14 protein-coding genes are annotated in these 16520 nt (G+C 65.0%); 3 read left to right on the top strand and 11 right to left on the bottom strand.

The window, feature by feature from the left end; translation table 11 throughout:
• Nucleotides 1-11 precede the first annotated feature (11 nt).
• The 5 genes from A5784_RS38935 to A5784_RS38940 all read right to left on the bottom strand — a co-directional run bounded on the left by A5784_RS38935 (nt 12) and on the right by A5784_RS38940 (nt 4613).
• Complete coding sequence (locus tag A5784_RS38935; protein WP_197514982.1) at nt 12-158, bottom strand: DUF6760 family protein; 147 nt, start codon at nt 156-158, stop codon at nt 12-14.
• The gene (locus tag A5784_RS34990; protein ID WP_156750945.1) at nt 155-604 is read right to left on the bottom strand and encodes a hypothetical protein; all 450 of its coding nucleotides are present in this window, start codon (nt 602-604) and stop codon (nt 155-157) included. Before A5784_RS34990 ends, A5784_RS38935 begins: the two co-directional genes overlap by 4 nt.
• Nucleotides 604-1050 (bottom strand): phage tail protein, encoded by a 447-nt coding sequence (locus tag A5784_RS34995; protein ID WP_029370186.1) that lies wholly within the window; start codon nt 1048-1050, stop codon nt 604-606. The genes A5784_RS34990 and A5784_RS34995 overlap by 1 nt, the downstream gene beginning before the upstream one ends.
• Nucleotides 1051-1074: 24 nt before the next feature.
• Nucleotides 1075-2619: a phage tail sheath family protein gene (locus A5784_RS35000; protein WP_064949447.1), complete on the bottom strand. Its 1545-nt coding sequence runs from the start codon at nt 2617-2619 to the stop codon at nt 1075-1077.
• Nucleotides 2620-2861: 242 nt separating this feature from the next.
• A complete protein-coding gene (locus tag A5784_RS38940) occupies nt 2862-4613 on the bottom strand; it encodes a hypothetical protein (RefSeq protein WP_064949448.1) in 1752 nt (583 codons plus the stop codon).
• Between the two features lie 280 nt (nt 4614-4893).
• Here A5784_RS38940 and A5784_RS35010 point away from each other — a divergent pair, with 280 nt between their 5' ends.
• Together A5784_RS35010 and A5784_RS35015 are read left to right on the top strand one after the other, a co-directional pair.
• Nucleotides 4894-5589 carry an eCIS core domain-containing protein gene (locus tag A5784_RS35010; protein WP_064949449.1) on the top strand — a complete coding sequence of 232 codons (696 nt, stop codon included), beginning with the start codon at nt 4894-4896 and terminating at the stop codon, nt 5587-5589.
• Between the two features lie 21 nt (nt 5590-5610).
• Nucleotides 5611-9609, top strand: coding sequence for a phage tail protein (locus A5784_RS35015; RefSeq protein ID WP_232006371.1), 3999 nt, complete (start codon nt 5611-5613; stop codon nt 9607-9609).
• Nucleotides 9610-10056: 447 nt separating this feature from the next.
• Here A5784_RS35015 and A5784_RS35020 read toward each other — a convergent pair whose 3' ends face one another.
• The 5 genes from A5784_RS35020 to A5784_RS35040 all read right to left on the bottom strand — a co-directional run bounded on the left by A5784_RS35020 (nt 10057) and on the right by A5784_RS35040 (nt 13872).
• Nucleotides 10057-10821, bottom strand: coding sequence for an amino acid ABC transporter ATP-binding protein (locus A5784_RS35020; RefSeq protein ID WP_064949450.1), 765 nt, complete (start codon nt 10819-10821; stop codon nt 10057-10059).
• Nucleotides 10822-10823: 2 nt separating this feature from the next.
• Entirely contained in the window at nt 10824-11468 is a 645-nt protein-coding gene (locus A5784_RS35025; protein WP_064949451.1) for an amino acid ABC transporter permease, read from the bottom strand.
• Nucleotides 11465-12178: an amino acid ABC transporter permease gene (locus A5784_RS35030; RefSeq protein ID WP_064949452.1), complete on the bottom strand. Its 714-nt coding sequence runs from the start codon at nt 12176-12178 to the stop codon at nt 11465-11467. Before A5784_RS35030 ends, A5784_RS35025 begins: the two co-directional genes overlap by 4 nt.
• Nucleotides 12179-12196: 18 nt before the next feature.
• Nucleotides 12197-13033, bottom strand: coding sequence for an ABC transporter substrate-binding protein (locus A5784_RS35035; protein ID WP_064949453.1), 837 nt, complete (start codon nt 13031-13033; stop codon nt 12197-12199).
• Between the two features lie 62 nt (nt 13034-13095).
• A complete protein-coding gene (locus tag A5784_RS35040) occupies nt 13096-13872 on the bottom strand; it encodes an IclR family transcriptional regulator (protein ID WP_064949454.1) in 777 nt (258 codons plus the stop codon).
• A 152-nt stretch (nt 13873-14024) separates the two neighbouring features.
• Between A5784_RS35040 and A5784_RS35045 the strand changes: the two genes are divergently transcribed.
• Nucleotides 14025-14723 (top strand): hypothetical protein, encoded by a 699-nt coding sequence (locus tag A5784_RS35045; protein ID WP_197514983.1) that lies wholly within the window; start codon nt 14025-14027, stop codon nt 14721-14723.
• Here A5784_RS35045 and A5784_RS35050 read toward each other — a convergent pair whose 3' ends face one another.
• Nucleotides 14724-16313 carry a hypothetical protein gene (locus tag A5784_RS35050; protein ID WP_064949456.1) on the bottom strand — a complete coding sequence of 530 codons (1590 nt, stop codon included), beginning with the start codon at nt 16311-16313 and terminating at the stop codon, nt 14724-14726.
• Nucleotides 16314-16520 lie beyond the last annotated feature (207 nt).

Consider the following 16520-nt stretch of genomic DNA (forward strand, 5'->3'; position numbering starts at 1 on the left):
CGAGCCTCCAGCTAGTTCTGTGCGGTCAGGTTTCGGGTGAGCTGCACGAACCGCCGCCGGTCCGCGTGCTCCAGGTCGAGAACGTCGTCGAGCGGCCAATGCAGGTGGTAGGCAAGGAAAGCCGCCTCCTGGTAGATGGCGTCGGCTCCGCAGGTCACGATTCCCCCAGGCGGCTCCCGGCAACGTCGACGGCGAAATCGTTGTTGCAGTGGGGGCAGGTGACCCGGGCATGCGTGTGGCCGTCCTGGTTCACCCGTCGGTAGAGATCCTGCAGAAACGCCAGATCCGAGGCGAACAGGTTCTCGATGATGCCACCGTGCACATCCTCGATGTCACCGATGCGGGTCACCACCCGGCCGATCAGCACCACCGCAAGGTAATTCGGGCTTTCCCGCACGCGGTCGTCGCGCTGGGACACGAGTTCGTCACGGGCCGTCGCCAGCCGCATCACTCCGTCACGGTGCACGGTGCCCGAAGCGTCGACGTAGCCGCGTGGCAGGACGAACGGAAACTCGGTGCGCAGTTCGCGCACCAGCTCATCGGAAGGCTTCTGCCCTGGCCCATCGGCCAGGGCAGAACTGCCGTGCACATTTGCTCGCCGCATCAGGCGGGTTCGCACTTCTCGTACGTCAGTACCAGCTTCTCCGTCATGACACTGGTGTCGCCTGCCTTCATCGAGCTGAGTTCCAGGCTCTTGGGCCACGCCGCGGTGAGGTTGTAGCGCTTGACTTCTTCACCCTCGTAGTCGAAGACGATGATGGAACCGCCCTTGCGGGCATCCTTCATCTTGCCCAGTTGAGAATCCTTCACCCATTTGTCGAAGCTGCCGTCCTTGGTCAACGGGCGGGTCAGAGTGCACTCACCGGCCTTCCAGCGGCCCGGCAGCTTCTTGATGTTGTACTTGCCGTCCTTGGCCACGTTCGACTTGTACTCGATGACGTCCTGCTCCATCTTCAAGCCCGTCACCTCGGTGATGGCCTTGATCTGGATTCCGTCGAATTCGAGTCCGAATGAGTGGCCTACCGAGCTGTCGTCGTCCTGCAGTGCCATGGTTGTCTCCTCGTGTCAGGTGGGCTATTCGGCGACGAGGCTGGTGCCGCCGGAGTACTGCGAGAGGCGGAAGATCACGAACTCCGCGGGTTTGACTGGGGCAACCCCGATTTCGCAGACCACTTCACCGGCGTCGATACCCTCGGCGGGATTGGTCTCGCTGTCGCACTTGACGTAGAAGGCCTCGTCGGGGGTCAGCCCGAACAGTGCTCCCTTACGCCACTCGTTGACCAGGAACGCACTGATGGTGCGGCGCAGCTTGGCCCACAGCGAGTAGTCGTTGGGTTCGAACACCACCCAGTCGGTGCTGGTGAGGATCGACTCCTCAAGGTAGTTGAACAGCCGCCGGATGTTGACGTAGCGCCAGGCCGGATCCGAGGACAGGGTGCGGGCACCCCATATCCTGATGCCGCGGCCCGGGAACGCCCGGATGCAGTTGATACCAACCGGATTGAGCAGATCGTGTTCACGCCGGGTGATCAAAGTCTCCACATCGATTGCACCACGGACGATTTCGTTGGCCGGCGCCTTGTGCACACCGCGGGTGTCGTCGTTGCGGCCCCAGATGCCTGCCACGAATCCCGACGGCGGCAGGTACTTCCCGCCCCCGGTGGTGACCCACGGCCAGTAGAGAGTCGCGTACTTGGAGTCGTAGCGGGCCTTGTCGACGCGCCACTCTTTGATCTGCTGTGCGTTGAATCCCGGCGGCGGATCCAGGATCGCCATCCGGTCGCCCATCAGCTCGCAGTGCGTGATCATTGCCTGCTGCACCGACTGCACGGTATCGATGTCGATGGCGCCGCGCTGATAGGCCGTCAGCAGATCAGGCATGCAGACCATGGTGATCTCATCGATGGTTTCCAGACCCGCGACACCGCTGCGTTCGTCGACGTTGCCCACGTAGTCGTCGGTGGTGAGTCGTTCCGGTGCCGTCGTCGTGGCGAGCTCAGCCGGTGCGGCGAGTGCGATCTGCATGCCGGCCTGCAGCTCCTCGGTCGGTTTCCCGGAGATCTGTTCGAGCTTGATCGTCTGCGAGGCCGCGTTGACAACGGTGGCGACGTTGTTCTTCCCCCGGGCAGTGGTGACATTGGGGAATTCCTCGACGGTCTGGCCGTCACGCCGCACGATCAGCTTGACCCCGCCGGGCTGCTGCTCCTCGCCGTCGCTGTGGAACGCCGCGACCTCGAGGCGTAACCGGTCCGGCGGCGTACTGGGGTCCAGCGCCACCACCCGATAGTTGGCCAGGACGCCTTGCGGCCCGGCGACCAGTTGCTGTTGTGCGCCGGCAGAGCCGTTTTCGCCCTCGCCGTCCCCGATGCGGACCACGTAGGAGTTGCCGCCGCCGTTCTGGAAGTACGCGGCGACCGATTCAGCAAGGCAGGCTCCGTCTATCGCGCCGCCGAAGGTCTTGCGGTATTGCGTCCAGTTGCTGATCAGTGTGGGCTTGTTGAACGGGCCTTTCTCGGCGAGGCCGATGAACGCCGCCACGGCGGTGCCCACTCCTTCGATTGGCCTTGAGCCGGAGTCGGTTTCCTCGACATAGACTCCCGGCGACAGATACGTCGGCATTGCGCCTCCTCGATGGTCTGATGGGCTGGCCATGATCGTGCTCGTGTTGAGGCGGTGCCGCGAGGCGCACCGGGACTGTCGTGCGGGCAACGGATCGTGCACTTTGAGGCACGCTCTGTAGGCGAGCCGTGGTCGACCCGGTGACGTGCCGGTGTTCGGACGGAATCGACTGCCCGCCAACAGGACTCAAGTGTCGACCGGCCGCCATGGTGCGGGGTGCGCGGCTCGACAGGCGATGTCGCTCAGATCGACGCGTAGTCGACCATGTCCTCGATCAACGCCTTGCCGCTGGGGGTGATGATGGTCAGCCTGTGCGGCCGTATTTGGTAGCGAGTACCGTCAGCCGGATTGGTGACGTCGAATCCGTCTGACGAGCGGACCGCATCGCCGAGTTCGATGCTCGCCCGGTCGCTGAGGCGCACGCCGCGGTAGTAGAAGTCCCCGGGTCCGGCCCGGCACACCACGAGCACAGACTTCGTGGTTCTTGCCAAGGCCGCCGGACTGCTACCCGGGTCGCAGCTTGCTTCCGGATAATCGATGAATCCCTGGGCGTTGGTTCCGGGCAGGCTCAGCGGCGGATCGGGCGTATCGGTTACGTCCGGCGTGCCGGACGGATCGGCCACGCCGATGTCGAGATGCGATGGCTTTGGCTCATGTGGGGCGGCCGCGGGATGTCTGGGCGGGTCAGGGGCCGTCGACACTGGTTGAGATCGCCATAGGACCCACCCCGTGCCGAGTGCGATAGCGGTGAGCCCCGTCGCGCCGGCGATCACTACCGCCCGCGCCCAATTCGACCCTTTGATCTGCTCGAGCGTTCCGGACGTTTCCACTTCTCGGCCGTTTTCCACGGCGACCACGCTGAACGGTCGCCGGATCTGCTGTGCGGTGATCGGCCCGGTCGCTGACACTCGAACCGGCACGTTGACGGCGGCTCCTGCCGGGATCACGTGACTGGGACGTTCGAACCAAAACCGCATGGTGCCCTCGGGATCGCGCCCTTCGAGGTTGACGAGCCGGTCTCGGCGGCCGTCGCGGTTGTCGATGACGAGGCGCAGTTGGACGTCGCGGCGCCCCTTGGTCCGAGCCACACTGGGCTCCAACCGCAAGTGCAGCGGCAGCACGGCCGAGCGCGCCTGATTCACGGTAAGGCTTGCTGTGGTGGTGTTCTGACCGTCGGTGGCGGTGATCGATGCCGTGCGCGTCTGCGTCGTGCCCTCTGCTATCTCCAGTGCGCGGAAGTGCACGTCGACCTCGCCGACCCGGCCCGCAGCGACCTCCAGCCGGGGCGCTGAGAACATGAACTCCAGTGCGGCCTCGTCATCGGATCCGGCAAGGGTGATCTCGCGTGGGTAGTTGCTTCGGGTGTTGTCGAGCAGGACTTGGACGCGCCCCTCGGTCTGATCCACCAACCGCACCACCGAGGGTTGTACCTTGACCGACACGGGTGGTCCGGAGGGCGGGATCTGCAGCGAGACGCTCGCCTCGGCGAATTGGTCCGTGTCGCGCAGCGAAGAGACCCGGATCACCACATCGACCGTCTGCGTGACGACTTGTGCGCCCGGCTGGATGGCGAAAGCCACAGGCAGTAAACCACTTTCGTCGGGCAGCACCCTGACTTCCGCGGGGGCGACCGTCAACCACCGAGGTGGAGCGATCAGGTCGGCCCGAAACGCGTCCACGATCGGAGACCGGTTGCGCACCTCGATGTCGATCTGGGCGCCGGAGTCTGCTTCCAGGGTCGCCATCGTGGTCAACAGCGTGAGCTGTGGGGGCCGGGCGGCACCGTCCGCACGCGGTGCAGGCGTGCGCTGGGTGTCGTCGGCCGCGGTCACCGGCACGTCGGGTTGGCGCTCGGGTATCTCAGTGGCCGGAGACTCCTGCGGCGTGTCGGGCCGCGCGTCGTCCTCCCAGGCGAGGTAGGCGTCGCAGCGTACGCAGAAGTGCGTGTCGGAGTCGTTTGCGGCCCCGCACTCCTTGCAAAGGATCTGCGCCATGGAGCCACCGTCCTCGCAACGTTGTCCAGCATGATCAGAGTCGTCTCGCGGCAGTGTTCCGTGGCAGCGGCCGCACGCATACGAGCGCCAGTCCCGTTGGAAAGGCACGGATGTGTGCCCAAGAGTGCAACGTTGGCCTGATGCGAGCCGTGAGATCGGGATATCGTCGTCGACCGCCCGTTCGGGCATGTGTCGCTGTCCGAACGGACACGCTTTCGCGTCTTCCGCCGTGCCGGCCGGCGCTGGATCGTTGCCTCATACCTTCAGGAGGTGAGGCGGCATGCGTACCCACGACAGCGAGCACGAACGCGCATCAGAGTTGCGCCCGAAGGCTTCTCGACTCGAGGATCCCGAATCTGCGGTCGCGATGCGAGCAGCCTTGTCGGGCCGGCTCGACGTGGCCGGGCCGGCCGGGATCTTGGGCGTGCAGCGCGCGGCAGGCAACTCCGGTACGGCGGCGCTGATGGACGAGGACCGCTCACCTGTCCACGATGTGGTGTCCTCAGCGGGCACACCGCTTCCCGCCGATCTGCGTACAGATATGGAAGGCCGGTTCGGACACGACTTCGGTGACGTCCGTGTGCACAATGACGCCGCCGCACATGCGTCGGCCAAATCGGTGAATGCGCAGGCTTATACGGTCGGCTCGAACATCGTGTTCGACAGCGGCAGATACGATCCCGGTTCGGATGCGGGCAAGCACATGATCGCCCACGAGCTCACGCACGTGGTGCAGCAGCGCAGCGGTCCGGTCGACGGTACCGACACCGGAGGCGGAGTGAAGGTCAGCCATCCGTCGGACCGGTTCGAGCGTGAGGCCGTCGCCAACGCCGATCATGTGATGTCCAGCCCGGCGCCCGCTGCGGCGGCACCGGCCGGGGTGCAACGGGTGGCCGAGGAGGCGCCCGAAGAGGAGGAGACGGCGCAGACCTTCGTGCAGCGCGAAGAAGAGCAGGCCGAAGAAGAATCGGCCTGAAACCAATCCACCGGGGGCACCATGAGCGAGCCGGCGCGGGCCGGGCGAGAGGTCACTGACGCGCTGGTGGCGGGGCGAGCGCAGACTCGGCGGCCGCGACCGCAGCCGGGGGTGACCGGGTTGGCCGCGCTGCAGCGGGCGGCGGGCAACGCCGCGGTCAACGCCCTGCTCCTGGGGAAACTCAGAGCGCCCGGCAAGGAAGAGATCGAATCTGCGCTGGGGGAGATGCGCCGCGACGAGCCTGCCGTCGACACGGTCGAGAAAGGGTTGAAGGCCGCGCAGGCTGTCGGTGTCCCTGTCGAGTTGGAGGGACCGAAGCCGCCTGCATCGGCATTGGCGGTGACCACCACCGGATTCGGGCCGGCTTCGGTTGCGCCGAAAAAGCCTGTGCCGCCACCCAAACCGGTGCCTGCCAAGAGTGCACTTGGCAAGGTCGCGGCCGCTCCGGCCAAGCGAGGAGCCGCGGCCGGTGGTGGTGGCCGGGCCGCCGCTCCGGCGCTACCGGCCGGTGCCGCCGCGCCCGGCCCCGCCGCGTTGAGTGCTGATCAACTGCTGCAGCCCCCGGTGGCGCCGCCGGGAGTCAAGCCTGCCCAGGATCCCGCGTTCGGTGCTGTCACCGGTGGTGTTCGGTCGGTGGCTCACGACAAGCGATCTCATCCTGCCGCCGGGTCGAAAGCCAAGGAGGCGCAGGACGCGGCGGTGGCACCGTCCGACGACATCGCAGGGCAGGCCAAAGCGGCCAAGGTCGACACGATGGACGCCCAGCAGGCCGGGACGTTCGACAAGAAAGCGTTCATCGCCGCGGTCAAGGCCGCGATCGAGGCGAAGTCACCCAAAACCCTCAAAGAAGCCGACTCGTATGCGGAGTCGGGCAAGGCCGGCGAGGTCAAGGACGAGATCAAGGGCATGGTGACCCAGGGCAAGGAGGGCGAGACCAAGGACATCGAGGCGGCCACGGACGCCCCACCGGACACCTCGAAGGCCGTCGCGAAGCCGGTGACGCCGATGGGGCCGGAGGAACAGGCGCCGGCCCCGGCCGTCCCCGCTGCCGGCGCAGTACCGAAGCCCGCGCCGGCCGAGCAACTCAATCTCGAAGCAGGCAAGCAAGAGGCCAACCAGGAGATGGCCAGTGCGGATGTCGACGAAAAGCAACTCGCCGAGTCCAATGAGCCGCAATTTCAGCAGGCGTTGGCCGACAAGAAAGAAGCGGCGGCCCACGCCGACACCGCGCCGGCCGAGTACCGCAAGCACGAAGCGGACACCATCGACCAGTCGAAGACCGAAGCCGCCGCGGCGACGACCGCCGGGATCACCGGCATGCAAGGTTCGAAGGCGGCGGCACTGGCTCACCTCGTCGCCGACAAGGGCAAGACCAAATCCAAGGATGAGGCGAAACGGGCCGAGGTCACGGCCAAGGTGCAAGCCATCTTCGCGGCGACCGAAGCCGACGTGAAGAAGATCCTCGACGGCATCGACCCCAAGGTGGAGAAGGCGTTCGACGAGGGGGAGGCGAGCGCTCGCAAATCGTTCGAGACGTTCGTCGCAGCCAAGATGGCGGCGTACAAGGCGGATCGTTACAGCGGCTGGCTCGGCGGGTTGCGTTGGGCCAAGGACAAATTGCTGGGCATGCCGGACGCGGTCAATCGGTTCTACGAGGCCGGCCGCGAACTGTACCTCAAGCAGATGGACACGGTGATCTCCCGGGTGGCCGACATCGTCGGCAACGATCTGACCGCAGCGAAGAAGCGAATCGCGGCCGGCCGCACCGAGATCGCCTCGTACGTCAAGAGTTTGCCTGCCAATCTGCAGAAGGTCGGCGCTGAGGCGTCGAAGGAGATCAACGACAAGTTCGAGCAGCTGGAAAGCGACGTCAACTCCAAGCAAGACGCCCTGGTCGACACGCTCGCCACCAAGTACGTCGAAGCCCGCAAGGGTCTCGACGACCGCATCGAGGAGCTGCAGGCCGAGAACAAGGGCTTGGTGGACAAGGCCATCGGAGCGATCAAGGCCGTCATCGAAACCATCCGCAAACTCACCTCGATGCTGATGAACACGCTGGCGCGGGTGGCCAGCGTCGTCGGCGACATCGTCAAGCACCCCGTGCGATTCCTCGGCAACCTGATCGACGGGGTCAAGGGCGGCATCATGCGCTTCAAGGACAACATCCTGGAGCACCTGCGAAAGGGCTTGATGACGTGGTTGTTCGGTGCGCTCGCCGAGGGCGGCGTCGAGCTGCCTGAAAAGTTCGACCTGCAGGGCATCATCAAACTGCTCTTGTCGCTGTTCGGCTTGACCTGGACCAACATTCGCAACCGGCTGGTCAAGCAGATCGGCGAGCCGGCGATGGCCGCGATCGAGAAAGGTGTCGAGATCTTCCGGACCATCGCCTCCACGGGTCTGGCGGGGCTCTGGCAGATGCTGATGGACAAGCTCGGCGACATCAAGGAGATGATCCTCGAGAAGGTCAAAGACTTCGTCATCACCCGGATCATCACCGCCGGCATCACCTGGCTGATCGGCCTGCTGAACCCCGCCGCGGCATTCATCAAGGCCTGCAAGCTGATCTACGACATCATCATGTTCTTCGTCGACAACGCTGAACGCATCCTCAAGTTCGTCAACACGGTGATCGACTCGGCCGTCGACATCGTCCGGGGCAACGTCGGCGGCGTCGTCGCCAAGATCGAGGATGTGCTCGGGCAGATGGTGCCGATCCTGATCGGCTTCTTGGCCAGTGCCATCGGCATCGGCGGCATCGGCGAGAAGATCCGAGAAATCATCGCCACCCTGCAGAAGCCTGTAAACAAAGCCATCGACTTCGTCATCAAGACCGGACTCAAACTCGCCGGGCCGATCATCCGCGGGCTCAAGGGCATCGGCAGCAAGGTCAAAGCCAAGGTGGCCGCAGGCAAGGCGTGGGTGAAGGGGAAGGTTGAAGCGGGTAAGGAGTGGGCGAAGGGGAAGATCGCTGCAATAACAGGGCGCCACCAGACTCCGTTCACGGTACGTCAACCTGAGGGTGGAACAGAGCGGCACACCGTGACCAGCACGATCGGTCAGGACGGCGGCGTCAAGACGATCGTCGCCAGCCAACCCACCGAACTCGGAGTCCTCCTTGGGTTGTATCGGGGCCGCTTGGCGGAGCTTCCAGAACAACAGGGCAAGCAGCATCCTCGCTCCGAAGCGGTCACCGCGATGAACAACATCGACAACGCGACGCGAGAGCTCGCGGCAGCAAAGACACCAAAAGATGTTGAGAAAGCGAACGACAAGCATGCCCGCAATCTGGCGAAATTGCTTAGCATCCAGGCGCAATTCGGCCAACCGAACCGCGCGCGCATGGCGGAGGAGCCACGCGGCGGACAGCAGATGACCGCCAGAATCACCGTGTGCGTTCCACCCCGAAACCTGCCCACTGAAACTCAGCCGGAACCACCCGCCCATACACCGTTGGAGATGGCCGGTGCCGTTCCGCGCGGTACAGGTGCAACGCCTCCTCGAGGTTCGGGTTATGAACTGTTCAATGCCGACGACCGACTACCCGCAGAGTCACGAAACAAGCCACGCGGCGGCGTTTACACAGGCACCAATGAACCGAATTTGACCGGACTTCCCCAGCAACGCGAAGTCGTGACACACGGTTGGGCATCTGGTGGCGCTGCGTTCTTCAGATCCAACACCGGCCACACCGAAAGCCAGTTCGACAACTTTCTGGAGCAGCAGGGCTCCGCCTTCCGCGAGCGGATTGTCGCGGTCGAGATCAAGAGCAACCTCAGCCCATGCACGGCTTGCACGGACATGTTGGTGGGCATTCGGCGGACCTTGGACAAGGAGCGCGCGCCCGCCGACCCGAGTATGCCGTCGGGACCGAAGATCCCAACTGCCGCTTTGACGTTTGCATATAGCGAGCTGTACCAGCCGCGAGAGAGTCACAACATGCCTGACCGGCAGGCTGCCCAGACCACGCCTACTGACCTCGCCAAGTTGCGCGGGGCCCGGTGGCTCATCAGCGGGGCGTAGGCACCTGCCCGTCATCGAGATTGACGTGAGGGCTGTTGTGACGGCGATTTCACGACCCTGGTGTCAAACTCGACGAGACCATGGCCGGCCCGCTGCGGGGCTGAGTAGTGCCCGCCGCCGAGTTTGACGTGGGGGTTGTTGTGGTGGGGATTTCACGACCGTGGTGTCAATCTCGGCGAGACCATGGCCGGCCCGCCGCGAGGCTGAGCCCTGCCCGTCATCGAGTTTGACGTGAGGTTTGTTGTGATGGCGATTTCACGACCCTGGTGTCAAACTCGACGAGACAACGGCTGGCCGCCGCGAGGCTGAGCTGTGCCCGTCACCGAGTTTGACGTGGGGGTTGTTGTGACGGGGAATTCACGACCCTGGTGTCAATCTCGGCGAGACTATGACCGGCCCGCAGCAGGAGGGCTGAGCCGTTCTCGATGCGCCGACGACATCAAGAACTCACGCCTCAGCGATACGACTGAGGAATTGAATGGTCCTGGGGTGTTGCGGGTTTCCGAAGAGCTCCTCGGGCACGCCCTGCTCGGCGATGACCCCGTCGGCCATGAAGACCACGCGGTCGGCGGTGCGTCGGGCGAAGCCCATCTCGTGGGTCACCACCACCATGGTCATACCGTCGGCGGCCAGGCTGCGCATGACGTTGGTGACCTCACCGACCAACTCGGGGTCGAGCGCCGAGGTGGCCTCGTCGAAAAAGATGATTCGCGGATTGACCGCAAGCGCGCGTGCGATCGCCACGCGTTGCTGCTGGCCTCCGGATAGCTGACTCGGATAGTGGTGTGCGCGTTCATCCATGCCGACGCGGGCCAACACTTCCATGCCCTTGGTGTTGGCCTGCTCCTTCGACATCTTGTACACCTTGCGCAGCGCCAGGGTGACATTGCCGAGCGCGTCGAGGTGCGGGAACAGGTTGAACTGCTGGAACACCATGCCGACGTGTCCGCGGATCTCCGGAGCGCGTTTGGGGTCGTGCATGGGTACTCCGCCGACCACGACCTCGCCGGTGGTCGCCGTTTCGAGCCCGCTCATGATGCGCAGCAGGGTGCTCTTGCCCGACCCGGATGCGCCGATGAGGACGACGACCTCGCCGTCGGCAACGTCGAGCGTGATGTCGCGCAGAACCTGCAGATCACCGAAACTCTTGGTGACACCGGACAACTGGATGTTGCGGCCGACCTTGTTGTCGGTCAGCGTCGAGGTTGTCATGACTAGATGGCCTTTCGTTGGGTCCGGGTGACCCACACCGACAGCGGGTAGCACACGATGAAGTAGAAGACGGCGACGGCGAGGTAGATCGACACTGGGTCGCTGGTGCGGTCGACGATGGACTGGCCGACTTTCATCATCTCCGCCAACCCGATGATGGATGCGATGGACGTGTCCTTGATCAGCGATATGTATTGGCCGACCATGGGCGGCAGCACGATCTTGACGGTCTGCGGTAGCACCACCCACCGGAATGTCTGGGCCGGTTTGAGCCCGAGAATCTGGGCGGCTTCGTGCTGGCCGACGGGCACGGCCTCGATCCCGGATCGGATGATCTCGGCGACGAATGCGCTGTGGTACACGCTCAGCCCGACCGCGGCGGCCACGAACAGGTTGACGCTGTACCCGAGATACAGTGCGGCCCCGAAGTATACGAACAGCAGGGTGATGGGGATCGGCGAGCCGCGGAAGATCTCGACGTAAGCGCGTGCGACGACGGGCAATACCGGCAGACGCGACGTCCGGACGGCCGCCACGGCCAGGCCCAGTAGCGTCGAGCCCGCAATGGATACCGCTGCGAGCGCCAGCGTGATGAGGAAGCCCGACCACAGGAACGGCAGGCTGTGCCAGATCAGGCCGAAGTTCATGGCCGTGCTCCGATCAGTCGCAGCGCACGCCGTTTACGTGCACCGCTGGGCGCGGGAGCCTTGAAGCCCAACCGCTCGATGAGCGTCGCCACCGCTGAAAGCCCATAGCTCAGCACTAGATACAGCGCCACTGCGATCCCGAATACCTGCACGAACAACAGGGTGCGGGCATTGACGACGGTCGCGACGCCGGTGATCTCCGGCACGGCGATGGTCGACAGCAGTGACGTGCCGAGCAGCACCTGGATGAGGTTGTTCACCAGCGCCGGGTACACGTTGCGGAGTGCTTGCGGGGCAACGATGTGCAGCAGCACGGTCGGCTTCGACAACCCGAGGATCTGCGCGGCCTCCAGCTGTCCCTTGCCTACTGAGGACATGCCGGCACGCAGCACCTCGGTCAGGTAGGCGCCCACGTTGATGCCCAGGGCAATCGTGCCTGCTGTCACTGCCGAGAGCCGGAGGCCGAAGCTCGGCATCGCAAAGTAGACGATGAAGATCTGCAGCAGCACCGGGGTGTTACGAATCGCCTCGACGTAGCAGGTGGCGATGAATCGCGGCAGCCTCGATGACGAATTGCGGGCCAGCGCTGCCGCCGCGGCGATCACAAACGCCAAGACGAAACCGGCGATGGTGATCTGCAAGGCGAGCACGGCAGCGTGCAGATAGTCGGGCCAGAAGGCCAGCACGGTTCGCCATTGATATTCGAACATGTTCTCGGACCGCCGATCTCAGAATGCCGGCTGCAGCGGGAAGCGTGGATCGGCGCCGAACCACTTGCGGTAGAGCTCGAGGTTCTTACCCGAGGTGTTCAGCTCGAACAAGAACAGGTTCAGATAGTCGATCCACACCTGATCGCCCTGCTTGACGCCAAAGGCGTTGTACTCCAGGGGAACCAACTTGCTGGTGACCACGGTCAGGCCAGGGTTCAGTTTGGCCTGGTACTGCAGGAAGTTGGAATCCTCAACCATCGCGTCGGCCTGGCCCTGCTTGACGGCCAGTACGGCGGCCTGGGAGCTGTCGAATTCGGCGACATTCACGTCGATGCCCCGCTCGCGTAGGACGTCGGCGTTGGTGCTGCCCTTGACCACGGCGATGGTGCGGCCCTTCATGTCCTCCAGGGAGTTGACGCCGCTACCGGTCCGCACCAGCAGGCCCTCGGTGGCCACCACATACGGATTGGTGAAGGAGATCTCCTTGGCCCGGTCGAGCGTCCGGGTGAAGTTGCAGAACACGACGTCCACCTTGTTGGTCTGCAGATTGGGGATGCGGTTCGACGATGTGGTGTCGACGACCTCGAGCTTGACGCCCATTTCCTTGGCCAGCTCGTTGGCGATGTCGACGTCGTAGCCGTCGGGCTTGCCGTCGGAGTTGGTGAAGCCGAAGGGAGTGAAGGACAGGCACGATGCCACCTTCAAGGTGCCCGCCGCCAGCACGTGTTTGAGCGTCGAGTCGGCGGCTGCCGCGCCACCGCCTGCCGGCATCGGGGTGCAGGCCGCCGCAGCGGGAATGACTGCCGCGGCAGCGCATAACGCGACGACCTTGCGCAGTGAACGTGAGAGCTTCATGGATGTCTTTCTGTGCAGGGGTGGAGGTGGGGAGCTATCGGCGAGGAGACGCCTCGGGGTGGTCAGGGGCTCCGGTCACCGCCGCGGTAGCCGAGTTGGGCCGATATTCGTTGTGCGCCGTCGACGACGAGGCCGGTATAGGCCGCGCGGTTGTTCCACACCGCCTCGGCAGGTCCCGACACGCTCACGGCGGCCGCGACCGCGCCCGTGTGGTTGAACACCGGCGCTGCGACGCAACGGATTCCGTCCTCGTTCTCCAGATCGTCGTAGGCGTAGCCCTGCTTGCGGACGACGGCAAGATGGTCGCGCAGCTGCTGGGCGTCGGTGATGGTCGACGGTGTCTTGGCGGGCATACCGAGTTCGATGACGCGTCGTACCTCGTCCTCGTCGAGGTAGGCCAGCATCGCTTTTCCGCTGGCCGTCGAGTAGGCCGTGCCGGTGTCGCCGATCCGCGAAGCCATCTGAATCGGGGACTTGCCGGTGACCTTGTCGACGTAGGTCACCCGGCCCTCGCTGTAGACGAGCAGATGGGCGGCGTGACCGGTGGCGTCGGCCAATTCGCGCAGCACGGGCTGGGCGGCGGTCCGGATGTCGAGATCGGCGAGATAGGCGCCGGCGAGGCTCAGGACGCCCATGCCGATCCGGTAGGTGCCGTCGGCCTCCTGCCGGACCAACTGGGTCTCGACCAGCGGAGCCAGCAGTCGCAGCACGGTGCTCTTCGTCGACTCGATGCCGGCGGCGAGCTCAGTGAGGCTGGCGCCCTGGTCGCGGCCCGCTGTGGCCGCCACCAGGGCGAGCAGGTTCAGCGCCCGTCGCAGTGACGATGAGTTGTTCCGCATCCGCAATCCGTTCTGCAATGCAAAATTATGTTCTGTATTGCAAAATGGTATGGCATTCACACTGCTGTGCGCTAGACCACATGCCGAACTTTTTCGGGCCAGGGCCACATCGGCATCTGGACACGGCATCGCAGGGAGCGTCCACTGGACCGATGAGGCGCAATCGCCGAATAGCCGCGGTGGGCCGGCAACGGGCGACCCGAGCGGTGGCAACCGGTCCCGACATCCAACCGTTGCGGATGGCGCCATCGCAGGCGCTTCTTATGCAGACACCGGCGCGTACCTGGGCCCGGCTGGTGACCGACCTACAGCGCATGGCCGGCAACGCCGCGGTGTGCCAACTGCTCACCGAGCCGCACCGGCCGAGCCCGAGCGTGCACGGTGGCGGGCCGAGTGTGTCGCTACACGGGGATACCACCGCCGACTACGACGGCGGCGTGTCGAAATGGGCGCCGAAGTCGATCAAGCGCGCCAAGAGTTGCACCGACTGCCCCGACGACGACCCATGCGTGCACGCCGTCGGGATGTTCAGCGTGGCCTACCACGCCAACGTGACGATCACGATGCCTGACATGCCCGACGGTCTGACCGAATGTCAGCAGCGCAGGGTCCGGGCGTTTCTGCGTGACGTGCTGACCCCGCACGAGCGCGAGCACGCCCGTCGCTTCCACACCTACGACGGAACCACCACGCACCGCGTCGACTTCACCGGCTGCGGCATGAGTGCACTACAGGAACACCTGCAGTCGATCCACGACAACGAGGAGGCCACGCGGCACGCCGCGGCCGATTCCCTTTCTGCCGCAATCGATCCCTTCAACCGCCCGATCGATCTCGACTGCCAGGACTGACTACCGCATCGGTCGAATCACGCACATCGTGAGCCCACCCGTCAGGCATGGATCTGGCCCTGTATCAGACTGAATGATCGGCCTCATGCGGACGTCGCGGCCGGGTGCGACGGCGGTCTTACCCCAGCCGCCGACGGTCGGCGCGAAATGCACGACCGGCCCCGGACCCGAGGGCACACACTTGCCATTCGAGCCGTCGTTGTTGCCCACGTAGTCCCAGCCCGAAGCGTTGCAGGAGCAGGATGGTCCGAGAATGCCGCCGCCGGGTGAACACGTGAATCCGGGTGCATTTGCCGGGCGTTCGATAACCACCGGCGGACACGTCTGACCGTTGGGCACCGTGGTGCCGTTCGGACAATTCACCGGCGGACACGTCTGGCCGTTGGGTACCGAGGTACCGTCGGGACATTTGACCGGCGCGCATGTCTGGCCGGCGGGCACTGTCGAACCATCCGCACATTTGACCGGCGGCGGCGGGCAAGTGGTGGGGGCGTAGACGGTGCTGCCGTCGCTGCATGAGGTCGGTGATGGGCAGGTGGTTGGTGGGTAGACCGTGCTGCCGTTGCCACAAGTGGTCGGTGACGGGCAGGTGGTCGGTGCGTAGACGGTGCTGCCGTTGCCGCACGTCGTAGGCGACGGGCAGGTGGTGGGCGAATAGACCGTGCTGCCGTCGCCGCACGTGGTTGGCGGCGGACAGGTTTCAGTACCCGTCACGGTCGTGCCACCAGGGCATTGCTTGGTGACCGGTGTCGGACACGTTTGATCAGCGGGAACCGTTGTGCCGTCAGGGCATTCCTTGGGTGGCTGCGACGTCGTGCCGGGATTGGTCGGGCAGGCTTGGTCGGCCGGAATCGTGCTGCCGTCGGGGCACTGGTGTGTCGTCTTCGTTGTCGTACCCGGGCCCGTCGGGTTGCCGGGCCCCGTGACCGGTGCAGGACAGGTCTGATCGGGCGGCACTGCGGTCCCGTCAGGACATTGGATGGGCGGCGGGGGATTGGGCGCGCACGGTCCGCTCGGCGCCGGCTGGTGAGACTGGCCCGGCGGGCAGTCTGGGGTGCGGAACTGGTTCGTCTTGAAGAAGTCGATGGTCTCGACGTGCCAGCCCTGTGGGTTCTTTTTGGCGACGACGCTTTCGATCAGCATCGGGTCGGTTTCGAGCACCTGGCCGTCCGGCGTTTTGACGGTCTGCGTTACCAGGACGGACCGTTCGACCGTATCGGGTTGGTCGGCGGGATGTTCGCCCGCGACCAGCAGGGCGGTGGCATTGACCTCGGCGCGCTTTTCCTTCCACTCCTGCCACCAGACGCTGTTGCCCCGTTCGATCGTGTTGTCTTTGCCGTCCTGCAACTTCTGGCCGAGATAGGGCAGCGCCCGGATGTAGGCGTCGCGCGGGGACGCGTCGCGGGCCGGGTACCAGGTGAACATCGTCTGCAGGCCCTTGACGATTGCGTCCTGCGCCTCAGGGGGTGCGGGCTCGTCGGAATCGGACCCGGTGGGTTTTCCACTACCCGACTGGCCGCAGCCGCCGACTACGAACATGATCGCAGCCAGCAGCGCTACGAGGGCGCCGACGACGCGTCGGTCTCCCATGCCTACTCCTCGAGCCGGGTATGCGTACGGCTCCTTCATTGTTCGTGGTGCGGGTGGCCGCCGCGACGGCCATCGGTGCGATGGTCTTGCGCCGGTGGGGCAGTTCTGGGGGACCGAACGGGCACACCGCCCGGCGGGGTCGTGACGAACCGCCGACAGTGGCGCGACACTGCACAGTGCGGGCACTCGCTTGCGCTGAACTCGTTG

It is taken from the genome of Mycobacterium sp. 852013-50091_SCH5140682, assembly GCF_001665685.1.
Classification (GTDB): domain Bacteria; phylum Actinomycetota; class Actinomycetes; order Mycobacteriales; family Mycobacteriaceae; genus Mycobacterium.